Annotated in this window: 17 protein-coding genes; 11 read left to right on the top strand and 6 right to left on the bottom strand. The window is 43.0% G+C overall.

The window, feature by feature from the left end; all coding sequences use genetic code 11:
* On the bottom strand, nucleotides 1-2,197 hold a 2,197-nt coding region (locus tag ACKWB9_RS15375; protein ID WP_414003900.1), incomplete at its 3' end, for a hypothetical protein.
* 293 nt (nucleotides 2,198-2,490) lie between these two features.
* Here ACKWB9_RS15375 and ACKWB9_RS15380 point away from each other — a divergent pair.
* From ACKWB9_RS15380 to ACKWB9_RS15405, 6 genes are all read left to right on the top strand, one after another.
* Nucleotides 2,491-3,234, top strand: a complete 744-nt coding sequence (locus ACKWB9_RS15380) for a peptidase associated/transthyretin-like domain-containing protein (RefSeq protein WP_414003901.1) — start codon at nucleotides 2,491-2,493, stop codon at nucleotides 3,232-3,234.
* Nucleotides 3,224-4,000: a carboxypeptidase-like regulatory domain-containing protein gene (locus tag ACKWB9_RS15385; protein WP_414003902.1), complete on the top strand. Its 777-nt coding sequence runs from the start codon at nucleotides 3,224-3,226 to the stop codon at nucleotides 3,998-4,000. Before ACKWB9_RS15380 ends, ACKWB9_RS15385 begins: the two co-directional genes overlap by 11 nt.
* A 45-nt stretch (nucleotides 4,001-4,045) precedes the next feature.
* Nucleotides 4,046-4,552: a DUF6702 family protein gene (locus tag ACKWB9_RS15390; protein ID WP_414003903.1), complete on the top strand. Its 507-nt coding sequence runs from the start codon at nucleotides 4,046-4,048 to the stop codon at nucleotides 4,550-4,552.
* 61 nt (nucleotides 4,553-4,613) lie between these two features.
* A complete protein-coding gene (locus ACKWB9_RS15395) occupies nucleotides 4,614-6,920 on the top strand; it encodes a M1 family metallopeptidase (RefSeq protein ID WP_414003904.1) in 2,307 nt (768 codons plus the stop codon).
* A gap of 77 nt (nucleotides 6,921-6,997) precedes the next feature.
* Complete coding sequence (locus ACKWB9_RS15400) at nucleotides 6,998-7,336, top strand: Sec-independent protein translocase subunit TatA/TatB (protein ID WP_414003905.1); 339 nt, start codon at nucleotides 6,998-7,000, stop codon at nucleotides 7,334-7,336.
* A gap of 4 nt (nucleotides 7,337-7,340) precedes the next feature.
* Nucleotides 7,341-7,916, top strand: coding sequence for a phosphatase PAP2 family protein (locus ACKWB9_RS15405; RefSeq protein WP_414003906.1), 576 nt, complete (start codon nucleotides 7,341-7,343; stop codon nucleotides 7,914-7,916).
* Here the strand turns inward: ACKWB9_RS15405 and ACKWB9_RS15410 are convergent.
* Complete coding sequence (locus ACKWB9_RS15410; protein WP_414003907.1) at nucleotides 7,879-8,520, bottom strand: O-methyltransferase; 642 nt, start codon at nucleotides 8,518-8,520, stop codon at nucleotides 7,879-7,881. The genes ACKWB9_RS15405 and ACKWB9_RS15410 overlap by 38 nt on opposite strands.
* A 105-nt stretch (nucleotides 8,521-8,625) precedes the next feature.
* On the opposite strand from ACKWB9_RS15410, the gene kynU reads away from it, so the two are divergent.
* Nucleotides 8,626-9,900, top strand: a complete 1,275-nt coding sequence (gene kynU, locus ACKWB9_RS15415; protein WP_414003908.1) for a kynureninase — start codon at nucleotides 8,626-8,628, stop codon at nucleotides 9,898-9,900.
* A 74-nt stretch (nucleotides 9,901-9,974) separates the two neighbouring features.
* Here kynU and ACKWB9_RS15420 read toward each other — a convergent pair whose 3' ends face one another.
* Nucleotides 9,975-10,655, bottom strand: a complete 681-nt coding sequence (locus ACKWB9_RS15420; protein ID WP_414003909.1) for a hypothetical protein — start codon at nucleotides 10,653-10,655, stop codon at nucleotides 9,975-9,977.
* A gap of 205 nt (nucleotides 10,656-10,860) precedes the next feature.
* Between ACKWB9_RS15420 and ACKWB9_RS15425 the strand changes: the two genes are divergently transcribed.
* From ACKWB9_RS15425 to ACKWB9_RS15440, 4 genes are all read left to right on the top strand, one after another.
* Nucleotides 10,861-11,505, top strand: coding sequence for an RNA polymerase sigma factor (locus ACKWB9_RS15425; protein WP_414003910.1), 645 nt, complete (start codon nucleotides 10,861-10,863; stop codon nucleotides 11,503-11,505).
* Nucleotides 11,489-11,686: a hypothetical protein gene (locus tag ACKWB9_RS15430; protein ID WP_414003911.1), complete on the top strand. Its 198-nt coding sequence runs from the start codon at nucleotides 11,489-11,491 to the stop codon at nucleotides 11,684-11,686. The genes ACKWB9_RS15425 and ACKWB9_RS15430 overlap by 17 nt, the downstream gene beginning before the upstream one ends.
* Before the next feature lie 23 nt (nucleotides 11,687-11,709).
* Nucleotides 11,710-12,537: a mechanosensitive ion channel family protein gene (locus ACKWB9_RS15435; protein ID WP_414003912.1), complete on the top strand. Its 828-nt coding sequence runs from the start codon at nucleotides 11,710-11,712 to the stop codon at nucleotides 12,535-12,537.
* 95 nt (nucleotides 12,538-12,632) lie between these two features.
* Nucleotides 12,633-13,181, top strand: coding sequence for a ClpP family protease (locus tag ACKWB9_RS15440; RefSeq protein ID WP_414003913.1), 549 nt, complete (start codon nucleotides 12,633-12,635; stop codon nucleotides 13,179-13,181).
* Between the two features lie 84 nt (nucleotides 13,182-13,265).
* Here ACKWB9_RS15440 and ACKWB9_RS15445 read toward each other — a convergent pair whose 3' ends face one another.
* From ACKWB9_RS15445 to ACKWB9_RS15455, 3 genes are all read right to left on the bottom strand, one after another.
* Nucleotides 13,266-15,212: an OmpA family protein gene (locus tag ACKWB9_RS15445; RefSeq protein WP_414003914.1), complete on the bottom strand. Its 1,947-nt coding sequence runs from the start codon at nucleotides 15,210-15,212 to the stop codon at nucleotides 13,266-13,268.
* A 19-nt stretch (nucleotides 15,213-15,231) separates the two neighbouring features.
* On the bottom strand, nucleotides 15,232-16,137 hold the full coding sequence (locus ACKWB9_RS15450) for a PorP/SprF family type IX secretion system membrane protein (protein ID WP_414003915.1): 906 nt from the start codon (nucleotides 16,135-16,137) through the stop codon (nucleotides 15,232-15,234).
* A 313-nt stretch (nucleotides 16,138-16,450) separates the two neighbouring features.
* Nucleotides 16,451-21,413, bottom strand: a 4,963-nt coding sequence (locus ACKWB9_RS15455) for a Calx-beta domain-containing protein (protein WP_414003916.1), incomplete at its 5' end; no start/stop codon positions are given.

Consider the following 21,413-nt stretch of genomic DNA (forward strand, 5'->3'; position numbering starts at 1 on the left):
TTACGCCCGAGATCTGGTTGTCGACATAGGTCTTTACGGCCTGTTCTGTGGGGAAATCGGTATCTGAGTTATCGGCCAGTGTACCGTCGGTGGACTTGTTGGCGGTGTCCTCCTTGCCCGCCAATGCGGTGGTGTTTGCGGCCGTGGCCGTGGCGTTGGCCGTTGTGGCGTTGACCAATGGGGTATCGTCGTAGCGTGCCCCGCCGTCGGTTCCCGCCATGATGGAGTTCGGCGTGTCCGCACTGACTATGGTAGGTGTTCCAGGCGTAGCCCAAATAACGTCTCCAATTCCATTTGTCGTCAGAACCTGACCATCTGCTCCTTCTTGAATTTTTTCTGGTGTAATGTTATTATCAGCTATGTCTAAAGTTCCGATGGTACCATCAAAAATTTGAGTTGTGGTTATTCCTCCGGTTACAATTTGTAATTGATTTGTTGCACTACCATTACCCTCGATCGTAACTCCGTCGGCTTGAACAGTCCCTCCGGTTCCCGTGGGCAAATTGGCCCAAATAACCGCTCCTGCAGTTGTACTTAAAAACTGACCATCGGTTCCGGGTTCTATTTTAAAGGGGTCCGCATTGGTTCCAACACCTGTAATGGTTGTTCCGTCAGCTTCTTCGGTTGAACCAACACTGGCCAAAGCAATATCTATTCCCGTTAAATGGGCTTCTACATCTGCCGTGGTCGAGGTATAATTTACAGGGGCAAGCACCACCGGTACTTCAGCGGCATTTTGATTGTCCGTATCCACGGTTCCCGGGGGCAGGTCAACGAATCCGCCGTTCGTCAATGAGATTCTGGTTCCCGCCGGATTGATGCTTAACTGCTGTTCATCGGTATCCACGGTTCCCGGGGGCAGGTCAACGAATCCGCCGTTCGTCAATGAGATTCTGGTTCCCGCCGGATTGATGCTTAACTGCTGTTCATCGGTATCCACGGTTCCCGGGGGCAGGTCAACGAATCCGCCATCCGTCAATGAGATTCTGGTTCCCGCCGGATTTATGCTTAACTGCTGTTCGTCGGTATTATCTAAATAGGGATTTAAATTCACATTATTTCCTCCGGTAATGGCCAAAATATTACTGATTAGACTCAATGTTTGATTATCTGTCCCCGTACCACTTAATGCTGTAAGATTTACGGTTTGTGAACCACCATTTTGCAATGTTAGGGTAATGGTATTGTTCGCAGGGTTAAAAGAGAAATCGGTAATGGTCTGGTTATCGGTATTGTCCAAAAAGGGATTCAGATCTATAGGGGCACCGCCATTCTGCAAAGTTAGCAGGTTGCCGGCCTCTAATGTTAATTCTTGATCGTCCGTACCTGCATTATTCAATCCACTTAAATCTACTTCTTGACCAACTGCGGTTTCAGAGCGGGTCAAACTGAGGATATTGGTGGCCGGATCAAAAGTTAGGTCCGTAAGTTCGTTTCTGTCATCCGTATCCAAATCATCAATAATATGATCGGTAATATCTGCGGTATTGTCATTAATGGTTGCTTGTACGGTCGCTGCCAGAACCAAAGGATCCAAAGTGGTTCCAGTACCCGTAATTGTAGTTTGATCGGCTTCCGCACCCATAAGATTTGAGCCATTTTCCCATTGTACCACACCATTTTCGTCCGTGGTCAATACTTGGTTTGGCGATGTATTCCCTATATCGGTCGGTGTTATACTTCCGTCCTCAATTTCAGAAGTACCCACTGAATTGTCCCTAAGCTCATCGGAGCTAACGGAATCCCTGCCTAATTTGTCCTCACCAATGGAATTGGCCTGTATATCATCGCCATTTATGGTGCCATCTACAATATTTTCGGTACGTATGCTATTGGGCGTTACCTCTAAATTATAGCCTTCGGCCGTTTCGGTAATGCTAATAGTACTTACCGGACTTTCGATCGCATCATTGGTCAATGTAAAACTGGTAGCATCACATAAATTTATCCATTGTGTGCCATCGTAATAATGGATACAGGAAGTATCCGTATTAAAGACAAGACCACCACGTTGTGGTATTATCGCTTCCATATCCGCTGTATTTACTCGGGTAATGACAAGGACATGTGTATTGCTTTCCAGTTCCAATACAGAGGAAGGGTCAATATTTTGAGGGTTGTCACCAATTTTTATTTGTCCGGAAAGAACGGTAATACTTGCTATGGATAGAAGAATGAAAGTGACTATTGTTTTCATACCTTAGTGTTTAACGTATTTAAAATTGGGGGAAAGACAAAAATAGGATTATCTCCTTATTTACCTAGTTTTAACTATCAAAATAACAATGCTTTAAGCCAAAATGATGCTAATCATCGGTGAACGGAAAATGATGGTTATAGGACACGGAAAATCATACTTTAATTTGAAAAGAATATCTTGGATCAAGAAATTAACAAAAGTTTATTGGCGGTGGTTTTTTTAAGACCATTACATATGTTTTCTTTATAAACTGATAAGCACCGGACATTATATATTGAATTGGAATAATTATGATTAAAAAAATACTTTATATAGTTATTGTACTACTGGGATTTCAAGCGTTTGCACAGGAGGACGGCCGTAGATTGTTACTGGGGAAAGTCTTGTACAGAAATGTAAGCGTGGCCAATGAGAACGTAATCAATGCGACATCGGAAAGTGCCACGATTACCAATGATGATGGACAATTTGCCATAAAGGTCAAGGAAGGGGACGAACTAGTCTTTACCGCAGTAAATTACCAACTAAAAATAGTTAAGATAACCCCGGAGATTTTGACGAACAACAGATTGGTGGTGGAAGTAAATGAAAAAGTTACGGCATTGGAAGAGGTTATTGTTACCCCGGAAGATCAGGAGCGTTTTTTAAAATTGAAAAATGAGGAGTTCAAGGAATTTGAATACGAGATCGATAGAAGTACCCAGGTTCAAAATATTGCACTTTCGCAAGCGGAAAGAGGGATGACGGACGGTATTAATTTCGTCAATATTTTTAAGGCCATTTTTAAATCCAAAAAAGAGAAGGGAGAAGAAGTCCCCAAATTTTTATTAAGCGATGTACTCCGGCAAGTATATGACGATTATTTTTTTGTAATGGACTTGAAGATCCCACAGGATAGAATTGATGCGTTTTTATTGTACTGCGATGCCCAAATGCCCGCACAGTCCCTACTTAAAAGGGAAAACGAGTTTCAGCTTATAGAAACCTTGGTCAATAACAGCAAATCTTTTCTCGAAACATTGAATGAGGAATAAGTTCCTTATATTTTTTTTGGGCGGTTCGGTTTTGATAAGTGCCCAGTCCGGTCCAAAAAAGGATTTGGAAGGAAAGGTGTCCAGTAAAAGCGGGGACGTTGCTGCCACCCATGTATTGAATACAACTACACAAAGGGCTACGATTACCGATATCAACGGCTTTTTTTCCATACCGGTACATCTTAATGACACCTTGGTGTTTTCTGCGGTACAGTTCAAAAAAAAACAAATTGTCGTTACCCGATCTATTTTTGAAAGTAAAAGCCTATCCGTACCATTGGAAGATGTATTGACACAATTGGATGAAGTGGTGGTTACCCCTTATAATTTGTCCGGTGATATTTTCAAGGATTTGGAAACATTGCGGATAAAACCTATAGTCACTGCTTCTACTTTAGGTTTGCCAAACGCTTATGTTCGGGTACTCACCAAACCGGAACGTGAACTTTTTGAAGCCACTTCCGGAGGAGGTTTTTTGCCACTTAACCCTATCCTTAACGGAATTTCCGGAAGAACAAAGATGCTTAAAAAACGAGTGGCCAGGGATAGATTATATGGTAGGACGGAACGCGTACGGGAATTCTATGTAGATTCCCTTTACAGCACGGAACTTAAGATTCCAAATACGAAAATTGATGATTTTTTTTACTTCTGTGAAGTGGATCCTACCTTTCAAACCGTAGTGGATACCCACGACCTATTTAAAATATGGGAATACCTAAAGACCAAAAGTCTGCTTTACCGAAAGCATAATAATTTGGAGTAACCTATATTTGGCACATCGTTTGTTTAGTTTGGATAAAGATCGAGGATGAAAATTTTGAAAAAAGGACTGCTTCTATTATTGTTGCCCTTATTGGCCTTCACCGTGGTGCATAAATTCTATATAAGTGTTACCCATGTGGGCTATTCCAATAAGGATAAGGCCATACAGATTACGACCCGGGTTTTTCTGGACGATATGAATGCGGTTTTGGAGGAACGTTATGACATACGGTCCAATTTGGGAACAGGGTCGGAGTCGGAATCAGATCAAACGTATCTCAAAAAATATGTACGGACAAAACTTGTCGTAGAAATCAATGGGCAACAGGTAGCGTATAACTTCCTTGGTAAGGAATATGATATGGATATGGTCGTTTGTTATTTGGAGATTCCAGAAATCGACCTTTCCGATCTAAAAAGTATTTCCGTTGAAAATGAAATCCTTACGGATTTGTACGATGAGCAGCAAAACGTGGTTCATTTTAAAATAGATGGCAAGAAAAAGAGTCACGTTCTTATCAAATCCAATACTAAAGGAATGTTAAATTTGTAACATAGAGTAATAAATTCTTTAAAAAACTTTATTTTTCCGGGATTAAAAATTCATTAAAAACATGAGAAAAATTCAGTATGCTTTTGCTACGGTTTTATTTTTGTTCGGTGCAATGTTGGTGGCACAGGAAGAAGGAACAAAAAAGGAACCGGGCCATTACAACCAGAGTAAGTTTAAACAGTTATATGAAGAGTTTGCTACTCCAAACACGTACCGTTCCGCATCCGGAGCACCGGGTCCCGATTATTATCAACAACAGGCGGATTATGTGATGGACATCCGATTGGATGATAAAAATGCTAAGATATATGGCGAGGAAACCATTACTTATACCAATAATTCCCCGGATGATCTGGAGTATTTATGGGTGCAGTTGGATCAAAACGTTCGGGCCAAGGATTCCAAAGCGCCCTTAAGAAATGGTGGTGGTGTTCCTTTGGCAGATCAGCCAGCGGCTTTTGCGGGAAAATATTTGACAACACCTTTTGATGGCGGTTTCAATATTGATTATGTAAAAGATGCTTCGGGAAGATCATTGCCCTATACCATCAATTTTACGATGATGCGTGTAGATATCCCTAAACCGCTAAAAAGTGGGGAGAAAATCTCATTTTCGATCAAATGGAATTATAATGTTCCCGATCACACCGTAAACAGGGCAAGATCAGGGTTTGAATATTTTCCCAAAGATGGTAACAGGGCCTATGTAATTGCACAGTTCTTTCCAAGAATGGCCGTTTATAGCGATATAGAAGGATGGCAGAACCATCAGTTCTGGGGAAATGGCGAGTTTGCACTTCCATTTGGGGACTATGAAGTAAATATTACCGTGCCTGCAGACCATGTATTGGATGGTACGGGAGTTCTTCAAAATAGAAAAGAAGTTTTTAGCAAGGAAATGATCAAACGTTACGAACAGGCTAAGAAATCCTATGACAAGCCTGTTTTAATTGTAACGCAGGAAGAAGCCGAAGCGGCGGAAAAAGGGTTTTCCGAGAAAACAAAGACCTGGAAATTAAAGGCCAAGAATGTCCGTGATTTTGGTTTTGCCACTTCCCGTAAATTTATTTGGGACATGCAGGCCGTTAAGTTGGGCAGCGGGGATGTTATGGCAGTCTCCATGTATCCCAAGGAAGGTAATCCGTTGTGGGAAGAATATTCCACTAAAGCGGTTGCGCACACCCTAAAATCATATTCTTCGCATACATTTGATTATCCCTATCCAAAAGCGATATCGGTCCATGCAAAGAATCAGGGAATGGAATATCCAATGATTTGTTGGAACTATGGGCGGCCCAATGAAAATGGGAGCTATTCTGATCAGGTGAAATATGGAATGATCAGTGTAATTGTACATGAGGTAGGACATAACTTCTTCCCAATGATCGTGAATTCCGATGAACGTCAATGGGGTTGGATGGATGAAGGCTTGGATACCTTTATGCAATATATAGCGGAACAGGAATTCGGGGAAGCTTACCCGGAAGCTATTGCGCCAAACAAAGCTTACCCTTCAAGAAGGGGAGCTCCTGCAAAAATAGTTCCATATATGAGCGGTGATCAAACAACCATTGCACCTATCATGTCCAATCCGGAAAATGTATATCAACTGGGTCCAAACGCCTATGGAAAACCGGCAACGGCTTTAAACATACTTCGTGAGACCGTTATGGGAAGGGAACTTTTTGACCATGCGTTTAAAACATACTCCCAACGATGGAAATTTAAACACCCGACCCCGGAAGATTTCTTTAGAACAATGGAAGATGCTTCCGCAGTTGATTTGGATTGGTATTGGAGAGGATGGTTCTATACTACGGACTATGTGGATATTGGAGTAAAAGGAATCAAGAAGTATTATGTAAGTGATAAACCGAACAAAGAAATGCGAGCTTATATGGCTGCCCGTAATTTGACCGAGGCAGACCTGCGCCCCCTGGTTTATTTAGCGGAAGAGGGCGGCGAAGATGCCGACCCCAATCTGAAGGGAAAAAGCCCTTCCGAAAATTCAAGGACTTTGAAGGAATTTATGATGGATAATATGACAGCGGCGGAAAGAGCGGCGGTCAAAGAACCCAAATATTTCTATGAAGTGACCTATGACAAACCGGGAGGCCTGCCCATGCCTTTGATCGTAGAATATACATATGCGGATGGTACCGTGAAAAATATTACGTATCCTGCCGAAATATGGAGAAAGAACGATGATGAAGTAAAAATAGTACTGGCTTCCACCAGTGAGCTTACAGGTATTACGGTAGATCCTAAATTGGAAACGGCGGACATTGATACCACCAATAATTCCTGGCCTAAAGAAGAGCAGCAGAACAACTTTGATAAGTTTAAGGAAAATATTAAGGGGAAATAATGAACGGATAGTTTTTTTAGGCCTGTCAGGTGTTAAAACCTGACAGGCCTTTTTGTTTATATGATTATATTTGTGCTATGATTTCAACTTATTTCTTATTTATTAGCGGAGCCGAAATTTTCTTTATCATGTTCATTGTGGTGATGGTTTTTGGGGCGGATAAGATTCCGGGCATAGCCAAAGGACTGGGCAAGGGCATGCGGCAATTGAGGGATGCTACCGAGGACATCAAACAGGAAATACACAGGAGCGCGGATAAGCAGGGAATAGATACTAGTGTGGTGAAAGATATTCAAAAGGACATTGATGGTATCAAAAACAGTTTGGATTCCGGGATTTCAAAGGATATTAAAAAAGAAATAGGGGAAGTAGGTAAGCATATTGGAGACGTTACCGGAACCATAAAGAGAAAGTAGGCCTATGTGGGACCGCATACTGCAATGGGACCGGGAAACTTTTATTTATCTAAACAGCCTTGGTATGGAGCATTATGACCATATTTGGTCTACCATAACAAAAATTCCCACTTGGATTCCTTTGTTTATTCTTTTCGGTTTTCTTTTCTTTAGAAAATACCCTAAACGTGAAGCCATATTTATGGTTTTGACCGTTTTGATCATGGTTTTTTTTGTTGTGACCCTTACCGATCTGACCAAAGAAGCGGTTGCCCGGTTAAGGCCCAATAACGATCCGGAAATAAATAAAGTCATACGTATTTTAAGAAACCCCTCGGGATATAGTTTTTTTTCAGGGCATGCGTCTACATCATTTTCTATAACCACATTGGTTTTTTTATTCTTGCGGAGGCACTTTAGATGGACTTGGATATTTTATATTTGGCCGTTACTCTTCGCATGGAGTAGAATTTATGTAGGAGTTCACTTTCCAACAGATCTGATCGTAGGAACGCTTATAGGTATCTTTTCGGCATGGATTTTTTATTGTCTACACCTAATGCTCATCGTACCCTACTTAAGGTCAAACCGTCCCGTATAGGCAATAATACGGTTTCCAATTGTGGGTGTTCTTTTAAATCTTTATTATACTTCAACAATACCGCAGTGGACTTGTCTTTTGGGTTAAGGGGTTCAACTACCTTACCTGACCAAAGTACGTTGTCCGACAGAATAACACTTCCGGATCTTGTTTTGGGCAGGATAGCTTCCAAATAGTTGGGGTATTCCTTTTTTTCCGCATCGATAAAAACCAGGTCGAAGGTTTCCTGCATTTTTGGAATAATGTCCAATGCGTTGCCAATATGCTGCCGTATTTGATTTCCATACCCACTTTTATCAAAATATTTACGCTGTATATCACGCAATTCCACATTAACGTCTATGGTATGTAAAGTGCCATTGTTCCGTAGCCCTTCGGCCAGACAAATTGCAGAATAGCCCGTATAGGTGCCTATTTCCAAGATGGATTTTGGGTTGATTATTTTTGACAATAAACTCAGTACCCGGCCTTGATAGTGCCCGGTGAGCATTCGTGGTTGAACAATCTTTAAATGTGTTTCTCGGGTAAGTTGCCGTAATAATTTGGATTCCTCCTGTGAATTGTCCGCAATATAATTTTCGAGCAAGGCAGATAGAAAATGCATGGTTTCCTTTTTGCAAAAATAAACTTTTGAACAAGACCTCTTGGGTTTTCAAAACCGAAGGTGTCCAAAACATTATGATATCGTATTTTTGGATAAAAATCGATTATGCAGTTCCAAAATACATTGGCATTTGCCCAAAAATTGGATCAAGAAGATACCCTGGGGAAATACCGCGAAGAATTTATCTTTCCTAAAGTAAAGGATAAGGAAGTTATTTATTTTACGGGAAATTCATTGGGGTTGCAACCCAAACTGGCAAAGAGCTATATAGAGGGTGTTATGGAAGATTGGGCCGAGTTGGCCGTTGAAGGACATTTTCATGGCGAGAGACCCTGGTGGGATTATCATGAGCGTTTGGCCGCCCCTTTGGCAAAGGTAGTTGGGGCCAGAAAAGAGGAAGTATCCGTGATGAATACCCTCACGGTAAATCTTCATTTACTTATGGTGTCGTTCTACAGGCCCTCAAAAAAGAGATTTAAGATCTTGTGTGAGGAAAAAGCATTCCCCAGTGACCAATACATGTTGCAAAGCCAGGTTCGTTTTCACGGTTTGGACCCCAAAGATGTTATTGTGGAGGTGAAAAAGAGAGCGGGAGAGCATTTTTGGCGTACGAACGATGTGCTGTCCAAAATTGACGAAATAGGAGGGGAACTTGCCTTGGTTTTGATGGGGGGGGTGAATTATTACAACGGCCAGGTGCTGGATATGGAAACCATTACAAAGGCCGGGAAACAAGTAGGGGCACACGTGGGTTGGGATTTGGCACATGCCGTAGGAAATGTAGCGCTACAGCTCCACGATTGGAATGTGGATTTTGCCGCCTGGTGCAGTTATAAATATATGAATAGCGGACCTGGGAACGCTTCGGGAATATTTGTCAACAAAAAACATTTGAACAAAAAGAATATCCCCAGGTTTGAAGGGTGGTGGGGGACTAAAAAGGAAACCCGTTTTTTAATGAAACCTGAGTTTGAGCCTATGGAAAATGCAGATGCCTGGCAACTGAGCAATCCACCCGTTCTTGCCCTGGCACCTTATTTGGCTTCATTGCGATTGTTTGAGGAAGCGGGCATGCCCGCGCTTATCGAGAAGCGGGATAAAATAACGGCGTATCTGGAATTTATTCTTATGGAAATAAACAAAGAGACCGAGGATACCTTTGAGGTTATCACACCCAAGGATAGAGGGTGCCAGCTTTCGGTTCTTTTACATGGGCATGGTAAGCGATTATTCAATTACCTTATAGCGAATGGCGTAATAACGGATTGGAGAGAACCAAATGTAATTCGTTTGGCACCCGCTCCTTTTTATTGTTCATATATGGATATGTATCGGTTTGGACAAATTCTTAAAAAGGGCATACGTTCAAAAACCGTTTAAACCCGTCAGGAAACGTATTTTTGATTCGATCAAATAAATCGCCCGGTACGTGTCCTGCGTTTTTTGGGGGAATCTTATTCCGTTTTTACTTCTACCCCCGTAAAATAAAGTTGAAAATTACTTTCGGGCATCTTATGCATGATAGCAATATTTAGACCCTTCAGGTCTTTGTAATCTTCCCAACTCGTAATCATTGAAGGTTCTGGTTGATTTCCTCTTCTAAAAACCCATTCCTTGATAATGTGATCGTCCTCAAAATAAAAATCATAGGCATCTCCTGGAGTGTAACCACCCTCATTATTATATACGATAGTGAGTTTTTGCATGTTTGTTTTGCTCATAGGGGCCTCAATATCCCTTTGATGTTCGTATGTAAAACCATTACGGTCCCAAACCAATTGATACGGGCCTAAGAGCCAAAACTTGTCATTAATGAAACCTCTATCCGTTTTTGCAATAATACTGTCCATTGCACTTCGGTTGTAACTTATGGTATCTTTGCGCGTTGTAAAAACAACATCATTGGATTTTGGTTTCCATGCCCATGAACGCTCAAAATGTGTGGAGTCCCTATCTACGTTAAAAGTGAATTTTATTTCGGAAACGTTTTTCCAATGTTGATACCCGTGGGCATTAGCTACTTTTTCTAAAACACTGAGTTCTTTTTCTACCTTTGTTGGCGTTTGTTTTTTTTCGGTCTTACAACCAATGCCCAAGATAAGGCAAGAAATTACTATTAAAACATAATATTTCATGTGCTTGTTTTTATTGTTTTTCAAGATCAAACATCATTTTTGATATGCCTTTCGGACGGTTTTGAATGATAAAAATAACCATTACCTATAAATGAATGGCCTATTTTGATCCCATACAGTTTTATTTTTCTTTGGATTTTGATGTAAAGATATTAAATACCGAAACTTTCGCCTATTTTTATTCCCTCCTTAAAACAAGCTATAAGTGACCTTCCTCAAGAAATTGTGTCTTATCATTATAGGGAACCAGTTTAAAAAACAATTGGACCGTGATGACCCCTATAAGGATTTTTCGGATGAAGACCTTGTGGAAAAAATAGTAGGGGATAAGGATCCTATGTTGTTCGGTGTAATCTACGATAGGTATGCTAAAATGGTTTATAATAAGTGTTATGGTTTTGCCAAGTCCCAAAAAGAGGCAGAAGACCTGACACAGGATGTTTTCTTGATGTTGTTCGTTAAATTGGGTTCCTTTAAAGGGAAATCCAAATTTTCTACATGGTTGTATTCATTTACCTATAATTTCTGTGTAAATTATGTGAATAGGGATAAAGGCAGAAGAATTAGCGATCGATCAAATTCTTTGGACGATGATGAAATGGAACTTTCCATGGAAGTGACCGATGAAAGTTTGTTAGCGTTACAGGTGTCCAAATTAAAACGGGCGTTGGAACTAATTCCGCCGGAAGATAAATCCATTCTACTTTTAAAATATCAGGATGGTGTTACTATAAAAGAGTTGGAAACGCTATTGGAATTGGGAACCAGTGCGGTCAAAATGAGGCTAAAGAGAGCAAAGGCCAGAGTAATAGAAATATACAAAACGTTACCTTATGCCGGAGCAGAATAAAAATCCATTTAAAGGAATACAGGGGGATTTAAAGGATGTTCCACCTGAACTTCGTAAAAAGGTCATGTCCGATGTGGCCATGGCTAAGCTTATTATGGAAATGGCGACTCTTTTCACCGGTAATTATTCGGCCTTGATAGCAGATATGCTAAGAACGGGAAAGCCTAAAAGGAAGAAATAAGAAATAAAAATATTTTAGACATTATGGAAACAATAGCGCAATGGAAAAATCTCATATTTGAAACCTTAAGTACTATTTTAAAGGATATAGCTTCTGCCCTTCCAGGCATTTTTGGTGCGTTCGTAGTTCTTATTTTTGGATGGATCACCATTAAGGTCGTGTCCTACGTGCTTAGAAAAATCATGAAAGTGATCAAAGTAGAACACCTTTCTGAAAAAATCAACGAGGCCAGACTTTTTGGAGATTCCGAGGTTAAAATGGATATAGGTAAAATAAGTATCGGTTTTGTCAAAGGAATCCTTTGGTTGGTCTTTATTATTGTGGCTGCGGATGTCATGAACCTAAAGATCATTTCCAATGAAATAGCCAACTTGTTGCGATATTTACCGCTGCTATTGACCGCCCTTATCATTTTTATGATAGGATTGTATTTGGCAAAGACCATAAAAGTTGCCGTTACAGCACTTTTTGAGTCGATGGATTTGAGCGGGGGTAAATTATTGGGTAATGTGCTTTTTTATTTAATTGTGATTTTTGTGGGCATAACCGCACTTAACCATGCAGAGATAAATACCGCTATCATCACAAATAATTTTACCATTATCTTGGGAGCGTTCCTTTTGGCCTTTGCACTGGCATTGGGTTTGGGTTCCAGGGAAGTGGTCGGGGATTTGTTACGTACATTTTACTCCAGAAAGATTTATGAAGTGGGAGACAAGATCAAAGTGAAAAATATTGAAGGTACTGTTGAGGCGATCGACAATATTTCAATGGTCATCAAGACAAAATCCGGAAAAATGGTCGTACCCATAAAAAAAGTAGTGGAAAACACGGTCGAGATAGATACTTAAATGGACCGTTTTTCATTCATGATCAGATGATAAAGTAACTGTATTCGTTTCCCGATTATTTCCTTAATTTTGGATTCGAAAAATTATTAAGACATATGAGTGCTAAAAAAGGAAAGATACAGGAAGCTATAGATGAAAAAATGTTGGAGGAACGCAAGGTGTTTCTTTGGGGAATGGTAGACGATGATTCCGCCAAACATGTAATCGATAGGTTATTGTATTTGGACATGCAGAACAATAAGGAAATTCAACTGTATATTAATAGTCCGGGAGGTTACGTCACCTCTGGATTTGCCATGTACGATACCATAAAAGCATTAAAAAGCCCTGTTTCGACCATTTGTACGGGATTGGCGGCCTCTATGGGATCTATTTTGTTATCCGTTGGAAAAAAGGGGAAACGCTTTATACAGCCCCATGCCCAGGTCATGATTCACCAACCCAGTGGTGGGGCCAGGGGCCAGGCTTCCAATATAGAGATACAGGCCAAGGAAATTATAAAGACCAAAGAATTGAGCGCCCATATTTTAGCAGATAATTGTGGACAAAAATTTGAAAAAGTCCTCAAAGATTTTGATCGGGATTATTGGATGAATGCAGAAGAGTCTATCGAGTACGGCATTGTGGACGGTATCATGGAGTAAACATTGGTATACCTCCCTCTTTATAAATAGAAAAGCCCTCTACAATTATATGTAGAGGGCTTTTCCATACTAATAAAGAAAAGTTTATTTAGCCGCCAATATCCCTTTTTTAATTTGTACGATAGGAAATTCGGTACGTCTGTTTAGTTCTAATTCTTCAGGGCTACAATCCTTTTTACTCGTACAACGATTTATGGGCATTCTTTTTCCAAAACCTTTGTATGACACGATTCTGTCCTCGGAAACACCGTTGGCAATGAGATATTCATAAGTGGATTTTGCCCTTCTTTCGGACAAGTTGTCATTATAGGCGTCACTACCTATGGGATCTGTATGTGCTTCCAGTTTTATGATCATATCCGGATAAGTCTGGTTCATGACTTTTATCACTTTGTCGAGTTCCATTGCCGCATCTGGCCGAATATCACTTTTATTAAAGTCAAAATAGATTTTATTGAGGTCGGCCAATAGTTTAAGATCCAGAACAGGTTCCAGCACGATATCCTGCCGTACCATTTTTTGGACATTTGGTGTTCCAGAAGTGGTAAAAAACACATTTTTGTGTGGATGTGTCCTTCTTACCGCTTCGATCATATAGGTCGTTTTTCTATTTACCGGAAATCTGTAGTACCCTTTTTCATTCGTAAATACTTGGGCTACAAGTGTATTTGTTCGCTGATCGAACAGTTTTAACTGAACGCTATCCAAAGGTTGCTCGTTTACGCCGTCAATTACATAGCCTTCTACATCCAAAGCAGGGGTAAACTTGAATTTATAAATATCGTCAGAACCCATTCCTCCCTCACGGTTGGAACTGATATAACCCTCGATTCCATTTGAATGGCCATAATACCCAAAGTCATCTTTGGAACTGTTTATGGGAGTGCCTAAATTGATGATATCCACAATTTTGCCCGATGCATCCGAAATGGTCGAGAAAACGTCCAATTGACCAAAACCGACGTGACCATCGGAACTAAAGAAAAGTTTTCCTTCCTCATTTACGAACGGAAACATTTCATTGCCTTCAGTATTTATTACAGGTCCTGCATTTGTAGGGACACCTACACCGCCGCGGTCATGGATCTCGGAATAATAAATATCCGTTCCACCATAACCTCCAGGTCTATCGGAAGTATAATAAATTCTTTTCCTATTGGAACTTACAGAGGGGTGACCAGTGGAATAATAATCACTATTTACCCGTAAACTTCTATTTTCTGTCCATTCCCCATCAATTTTTTTCGCACTGTATATTTTTAAGTTTATTTCTTTAAAGGCACCATACGCCTCTTTTTTATTGAAGAAATTGTTTCTGGTGAAATAAATGATGGTGTCGTTTTTATAATCCGTTGAAAACACAAGGGAGCTTTCGTGAAATTTAGTATTGACGTTTCCTTCCAGTCTTTTGGGTTGCGACATCTCATCCCCTTCACGTACTACAAAAAGATCCAGCCAGGGCTCCTCGTTCCAGCCATAGGTTGCGCCGGTTACGGCATCCCTTCTGGAAGATGAAAAATAAAGGTTGCCATCCCTGGAGAACGTTCCAAAATCGCTTTCCTTTGAATTAAAGGTAACCGGGGCTACCTCATATCGTTGTCTACTATTAAAGACGACGGAAGCCAAATTTCCATCTTTAAGAAAACGTTTTACCCTAGAATCGTTTTTATTGAATTTTTTATATTTCCTTAACCATTTTTCAGATTCTTTGTGTTCGCCATTGCTATATAGTGCCATGGCATATTTAAAATAATAGTCCGTAGGTAATGTGGCATTATCGATTACCGCCTTAAAATGGGGGAGCGACTTTTTATAGTCCCTGATCAATAAATAGCATTCAGCAAGTTGTTGATGGGCATATTCCGGATTTAACCCTCCCTTTATCATTTTTTCATATTCCGGAATGGCCTTGGCATAAGAAAATTTACTGAAATAATAATCTCCCTTTTTTTGGGCGCCATATTGGGCACTGGAAAGTTGGCAGAGTAATAAGAAGCTTGCCAGCAATAGTATTTTATTAGCTTTCTTCATCTTCTTGGGCTTTAATTTTTTAGAAATATCGTGGTGATTTTACAGGACCTTTATCCTTTTTGCGTAGCTCATAGATCAATATGATTTCATGGGTTCCACCGGTATAGGGCCTGATCGTAGATGTAGGCAAATCATAAGCATACCCCACACGAATATCCTTGGATACCTGATAATCCATGATGGCCCCAAAATTGGAAGCATCGTTAAATCTATAGGAGGCCCCTATCCAAAATTTTTCATTGAAAAGAAAATTGGCCGTAATATCATAGGTGGCCGGGGCTCCGTTCGTGAATTTTACAATGGTCGTGGGTTTGAATTTTGTATTTGCCGAAAGGTCAAAGACAAGTCCACCAATAGCATAATAGCTATTTCTTTCCAAGGCCTGGAACTCTCTGTCCTTTATATCTACGTTCAATATCCTTGGAGACGATATACCGGCATACCATCTATTGGAACCTATATAAAAACCAGCACCAAAGTTGGGATCCCATATATTGAAATTAGCATTAAAAAAAGCATCATTGGGATCAGGATTATCCAAATTGTAATTGGTAAAACCGGCATTGAGCCCAAAAGACATTTTAATCTCCTCATTTACGGGAACAGTGTATGAAAAGTTCCCATATATATAATTGGTGTTTTCAAACCCTAACTTATCATTGATGTAAGAAAGCCCAAGCCCCACCCGATCATTTCTTAATGGTGAGTGTACGGAAAATGTATTGGTCCTTGGATTGCCTTCTAGTCCCGCCCATTGATTTCTATGCAATAAGGTTACATTGAGCGTTTCCCTACTCCCCGCATAAGCGGAGTTTACAGAAATTGTATTGTACATATACTGCGTAAACTGGGGTAGCTGTTGAGCCGTTATAACGGTACTGAACAGTACAACTGCAATTAGCAGTATTTTTTTTAAATGATCCATTATTTTGCGGTTAAGTTTTTAAGCAAACCTACCCACGGGGGCAGTAGGTCAATTTCTATCCAAAGCTATTAAGAAGCCTTGCTAATCAGGAATTTAACCGTTTAATTGTTTCAATATTCGTTCTTATGTAAATGCTCCGTTTAACGGTTATTTTTTAAGGATGTATCAATTATTTTGTTTTTAATTAATTGATGGTCAGCAAACTATATGTTTTAAAATAAACTTATGTATTATTCCAAAGTGAGGTTTAAGGAAAATAGAGTACAAAAAAAGCCTGACTGTAAAAGTCAGGCTTTTATATGGCAATTGTAACTTAGTTTACGCCTAGATATATATATCCATTAAAAGGCTCAAGTTTTTTTCCTGTTGCCGTATCCGTAGCTTGGATTATATAATAATATGTACCGGACGGAAGCATTCCAGATGAACCAAAAGCACCGTCAGGAGATTCACCGCCCCAATCGTTTTGGTAATCTTTAATTTCGGCTACTTTATTTCCCCATCTGTTGAAGATCAGCACGTCAAAACTGAACTGGCAGAATTCCACCCCTCTAATTTCAAAATAATCGTTGACACGATCCCCATTTGCGGTAACGGTTCTTGATATTTCGATTTCGTCTCTTCCGCAGGGTACACAGTCCGTATTTACAATTATGGTAAAGTCAACAAAATATTTGCATTCTCCACCTGTTGAGCTGTAGGCAATCTTATATTCACCCGGTTGGTGATTAAGCGGGTCGAATAGGTTTCCGTTCAGGGTAATTTCCCCTTCAAGAATCATAAACTCACCATTGCTATCAAACCCTTCTGGAAGATAATTCAACAGGTTTATGGCTTCTGCCTCTACACAAATATCGATCGTTACCTCTTCCAATTGTGGTTGCAATACAAAGATGATCTGTTCAAAAGAAGCCGTATTTTCACAAGAATCGGTTACCTCCCAAGTGCGAACGATTATAAAGTCATCGGAATCCAAACCATCTTGCCGTTCTTCAGTAAACGTAACATCATAATTTCCACATCCACCGGCAAATGTTAATTCTGGTACTTCTGGAAAAATGTCCCCACAAAGAATTGTAATTTCTTCCTCGTATGGGCTTGCCGTAATAGGCCCCGTAGGAGGTATTGTGATTATTTGGGTATGGCTGATGACATTACCGGCACAATCACTGGAATTCCATGTGCGTGTAATCGTGTATCCCGTTGCACAGTTTGCATCATTGGTCGTTACTTCATCGAAAACAACTTCTATATTGGGTTCACAACTGTCGAGTGCGGTCAGAATAACGGCTTCGGGAACTTCGTTACAAGCTACGGTCGTATTTTGGGGTAGGGCCTCTACAAAAGTAGGGGCAATGGTATCCTCAATAGTGATTACCTGTACGTGTTCTCGGATATTGCCAACACAATCGATAATCGTCCAGGTTCTTGTAATCGTATATTCAGTGGCACAAGCATCATCAAGACCTGTAATCTCTTCATTTAATGTTACATCAATGGCACAAGTACTTGTTGAAGTAATATCGGCAGCCGGAGGAATGGTTTCACAAGCTTCGATCGTTATATCCTCTGGGTAACCTTCATTTCCGTCGTTATCGATAATATTGATATTGGTGGTATTATTGGCAAGGATATTAACCAAAGAAGTTGAGATATTTGAAAGAATTACTTGAAAATTCTCGGTATCCTCTATGATGATGTCATCGATAATTGGGATGACAATGTTTTGGGAATTCGGATTTGTACCACCAAAGGTCAATGTTTGTGTATTTATGGGAACACCCGTATAGTCAAAGGTATCGGTAGCGGATCCCTCCTGTGTATTGAATTCTATCGTAAACTCGTTCTGTACATTGGCATTCAATACAACATTTAAGGAAACCGTTCCGGCATTTTCATTAATATCGATGGAAGCTGTGTCAAATTGAACCCCAAGTGTAGGGTCTATATCGTCATCGATAATGGTCCCGTTGGCCCGGGGCGTATTGATCGCGATAAGGGTGGTACTCAAATCGGAGAGGTCCACTACGAACCCTTCGGTGGGTTCGATAAGGGAGTCGTCTATGATATCCACGGTGATCGGATGGGATTCCCCGTTGTCGCCCGTAAAGGTGAGCGTACCGGAATTGGCGGTATAGTCGCCGGGGGCATTGGCGGAGCCGTTGCCGGTGGCGTAGTCCAGGGTAAAGCCGCCCGCCACGTTTCCGGCAAGTACCACGTTGAAGGTGATGGTGCCCGCATCCTCGTTTACCGTTATGTCGTCGTTCACGAAGGATATTCCCGTACCCGCACCGCCATCGTTGTCCAGAATCGAACCGTTGGCCCGTGGTGTGTTGATGGCTATCAGGGAAGTGGAGAGGTTCGAGAGGTCCACTAGGAACCCTTCGGTGGGTTCGATAAGGGAGTCGTCTATGATATCCACGGTGATCGGATGGGATTCCCCGTTGTCGCCCGTAAAGGTGAGCGTACCGGAATTGGCGGTATAGTCGCCGGGGGCATTGGCGGAGCCGTTGCCGGTGGCGTAGTCCAGGGTAAAGCCGCCCGCCACGTTTCCGGCAAGTACCACGTTGAAGGTGATGGTGCCGGCATCCTCGTCTACCGTTATATTATCGTTGTCAAAGGATATTCCCGTGCCCGCACCGCCGTCGTTGTCCAGAATCGAACCGTTGGCCCGTGGTGTGTTGATGGCTATCAAGTCGGTCGAGAGGTTCGAGAGGTCCACTACGAACCCTTCGGTGGGCTCTATGATGTCGTCGTCTATAATATCCACGGTGACCGGATGGGATTCCCCGTCGTTGCCCGTAAAGGTGAGCGTACCGGAATTGGCGGTATAGTCGCCGGGGGCAGTGGCGGAGCCGTTGCCTGTGGCGTAGTCCAGGGTAAAGTCGCCCGCCACGTTTCCGGCAAGTACCACGTTGAAGGTGATGGTGCCCGCATCCTCGTCTACCGTTATATTATCGTTGTCAAAGGAGATGCCCGTACCCGCACCGCCGTCGTTGTCCAGAATCGAACCGTTGGCTTGCGGGGTGTTGATGGCTATCAAGTCGGTCGAGAGGTTCGAGAGGTCCACTACGAACCCTTCGGTGGGCTCGATAAGGGAGTCGTCTATGATATCCACGGTGATCGGATGGGATTCCCCGTCGTTGCCCGTAAAGGTGAGCGTACCGGAATTGGCGGTATAGTCGCCGGGGGCATTGGCGGAGCCGTTGCCGGTGGCGTAGTCCAGGGTAAAGCCGCCCGGCACGTTTCCGGCAAGTACCACGTTGAAGGTGATGGTGCCGGCATCCTCGTCTACCGTTATATTATCGTTGTCAAAGGATATTCCCGTGCCCGCACCGCCGTCGTTGTCCAGAATCGAACCGTTGGCCCGTGGGGTGTTGATCGCGATAAGGGTGGTACTCAAATCGGAGAGGTCCACTACGAACCCTTCGGTGGGCTCGATAAGGGAGTCGTCTATGATATCCACGGTAATCGGATGGGATTCCCCGTCGTCGCCCGTAAAGTTGAGCGTACCGGAATTGGCGGTATAGTCGCCGGGGGCATTGGCGGAGCCGTTGCCTGTGGCGTAGTCCAGGGTAAAGTCGCCCGCCACGTTTCCGGCAAGTACCACGTTGAAGGTGATGGTGCCCGCATCCTCGTCTACCGTTATGTCGTTATCGTCAAAGGAGATGCCCGTGCCCGCACCGCCGTCGTTGTCCAGAATCGAACCGTTGGCCTGTGGGGTGTTGATGGCTATCAAGTCGGTCGAGAGGCCGGAGAGATCCACTACGAACCCTTCGGTGGGCTCGATAAGGGAGTCGTCTATGATGTCCACGGTGACCGGATGGGATTCCCCGTTGTCGCCCGTAAAGGTGAGCGTACCGGAATTGGCGGTATAGTCGCCGGGGGCATTGGCGGAGCCGTTGCCGGTGGCGTAGTCCAGGGTAAAGCCGCCCGCCACGTTTCCGGCAAGTACCACGTTGAAGGTGATGGTGCCGGCATCCTCGTTTACCGTTATGTCGTCGTTCACGAAGGATATTCCCGTACCCGCACCGCCGTCGTTGTCCAGAATCGAACCGTTGGCCCGGGGCGTATTGATGGCCACCAGCGGATTGGTCGTACCTATAAGGTCTATGTTATATCCTTCGGTGGGCTCTATGATGTCGTCGTCCAATATGGTCACTGTGATCGTCCTTGTCTCCCCGTCGTTCCCGTCGAATGCCAGATTGCCCGTTCGTGCGACGAGGTCGTTCCCGTCTGCCGTACCGAAGGCTGTCTCGAAGGAAAGGTCGAAGGCCTCCTGGAAGCTTCCCGTAAGCGTGACCTCGAAAACGGCGGTCACGCCCGTACCCTCAGTGACCTCTACATCGGTGTTCACGAAGGAGATACCGTTCCCGGACCCAAGGTCGTTGTCCAGAATCGAACCATTGGCCTGTGGTGTGTTGATGGCTATCAAGTCGGTCGAGAGGTTCGAGAGGTCCACTACGAACCCTTCGGTAGGCTCGATAAGGGAGTCGTCTATGATGTCCACGATAATCGGATGGGATTCCCCGTCGTCGCCCGTAAAGTTGAGCGTACCGGAATTGGCGGTATAGTCGCCGGGGGCAGTGGCGGAGCCGTTGCCTGTGGCGTAGTCCAGGGTAAAGCCCCCTGCCACGTTTCCGGCAAGTACCACGTTGAAGGTGATGGTGCCGGCATCCTCGTTTACCGTTATGTCGTCGTTCACGAAGGATATTCCCGTACCCGCACCGCCGTCGTTGTCCAGAATCGAACCGTTGGCTTGCGGGGTGTTGATGGCTATCAAGTCGGTCGAGAGGCCGGAGAGGTCCACTAGGAACCCTTCGGTGGGCTCGATAAGGGAGTCGTCTATGATGTCCACTGTGATCGGATGGGATTCCCCGTCGTTGCCCGTAAAGTTGAGCGTACCGGAATTGGCGGTATAGTCGCCGGGGGCATTGGCGGAGCCGTTGCCTGTGGCGTAGTCCAGGGTAAAGCCGCCCGCCACGTTTCCGGCAAGTACCACGTTGAAGGTGATGGTGCCCGCATCCTCGTTTACCGTTATGTCGTCGTTCACGAAGGATATTCCTGTACCCGCACCGCCGTCGTTGTCCAGAATCGAACCATTGGCTTGCGGGGTGTTGATGGCTATCAGGGAAGTAGAGAGGTTCGAGAGATCCACTACGAACCCTTCGGTGGGCTCGATAAGGGAGTCGTCTATGATGTCCACGGTGACCGGATGGGATTCCCCGTCGTTGCCCGTAAAGGTGAGCGTACCGGAATTGGCGGTATAGTCGCCG

Origin of the sequence: Maribacter spongiae, from assembly GCF_047345125.1 — a bacterium.
Classification (GTDB): Bacteria; Bacteroidota; Bacteroidia; order Flavobacteriales; family Flavobacteriaceae; genus Maribacter.

Coding starts and splice junctions, on each gene's coding strand:
- ACKWB9_RS15380 (WP_414003901.1), top strand. CDS start 2,491: ATGATTAAAAAAATACTTTATATAGTTATTGTACTACTGGGATTTCAA.
- ACKWB9_RS15385 (WP_414003902.1), top strand. CDS start 3,224: ATGAGGAATAAGTTCCTTATATTTTTTTTGGGCGGTTCGGTTTTGATA.
- ACKWB9_RS15390 (WP_414003903.1), top strand. CDS start 4,046: ATGAAAATTTTGAAAAAAGGACTGCTTCTATTATTGTTGCCCTTATTG.
- ACKWB9_RS15395 (WP_414003904.1), top strand. CDS start 4,614: ATGAGAAAAATTCAGTATGCTTTTGCTACGGTTTTATTTTTGTTCGGT.
- ACKWB9_RS15400 (WP_414003905.1), top strand. CDS start 6,998: ATGATTTCAACTTATTTCTTATTTATTAGCGGAGCCGAAATTTTCTTT.
- ACKWB9_RS15405 (WP_414003906.1), top strand. CDS start 7,341: ATGTGGGACCGCATACTGCAATGGGACCGGGAAACTTTTATTTATCTA.
- ACKWB9_RS15410 (WP_414003907.1), bottom strand. CDS start 8,520: ATGCATTTTCTATCTGCCTTGCTCGAAAATTATATTGCGGACAATTCA.
- kynU (WP_414003908.1), top strand. CDS start 8,626: ATGCAGTTCCAAAATACATTGGCATTTGCCCAAAAATTGGATCAAGAA.
- ACKWB9_RS15420 (WP_414003909.1), bottom strand. CDS start 10,655: ATGAAATATTATGTTTTAATAGTAATTTCTTGCCTTATCTTGGGCATT.
- ACKWB9_RS15430 (WP_414003911.1), top strand. CDS start 11,489: ATGCCGGAGCAGAATAAAAATCCATTTAAAGGAATACAGGGGGATTTA.
- ACKWB9_RS15435 (WP_414003912.1), top strand. CDS start 11,710: ATGGAAACAATAGCGCAATGGAAAAATCTCATATTTGAAACCTTAAGT.
- ACKWB9_RS15440 (WP_414003913.1), top strand. CDS start 12,633: ATGAGTGCTAAAAAAGGAAAGATACAGGAAGCTATAGATGAAAAAATG.
- ACKWB9_RS15445 (WP_414003914.1), bottom strand. CDS start 15,212: ATGAAGAAAGCTAATAAAATACTATTGCTGGCAAGCTTCTTATTACTC.
- ACKWB9_RS15450 (WP_414003915.1), bottom strand. CDS start 16,137: ATGGATCATTTAAAAAAAATACTGCTAATTGCAGTTGTACTGTTCAGT.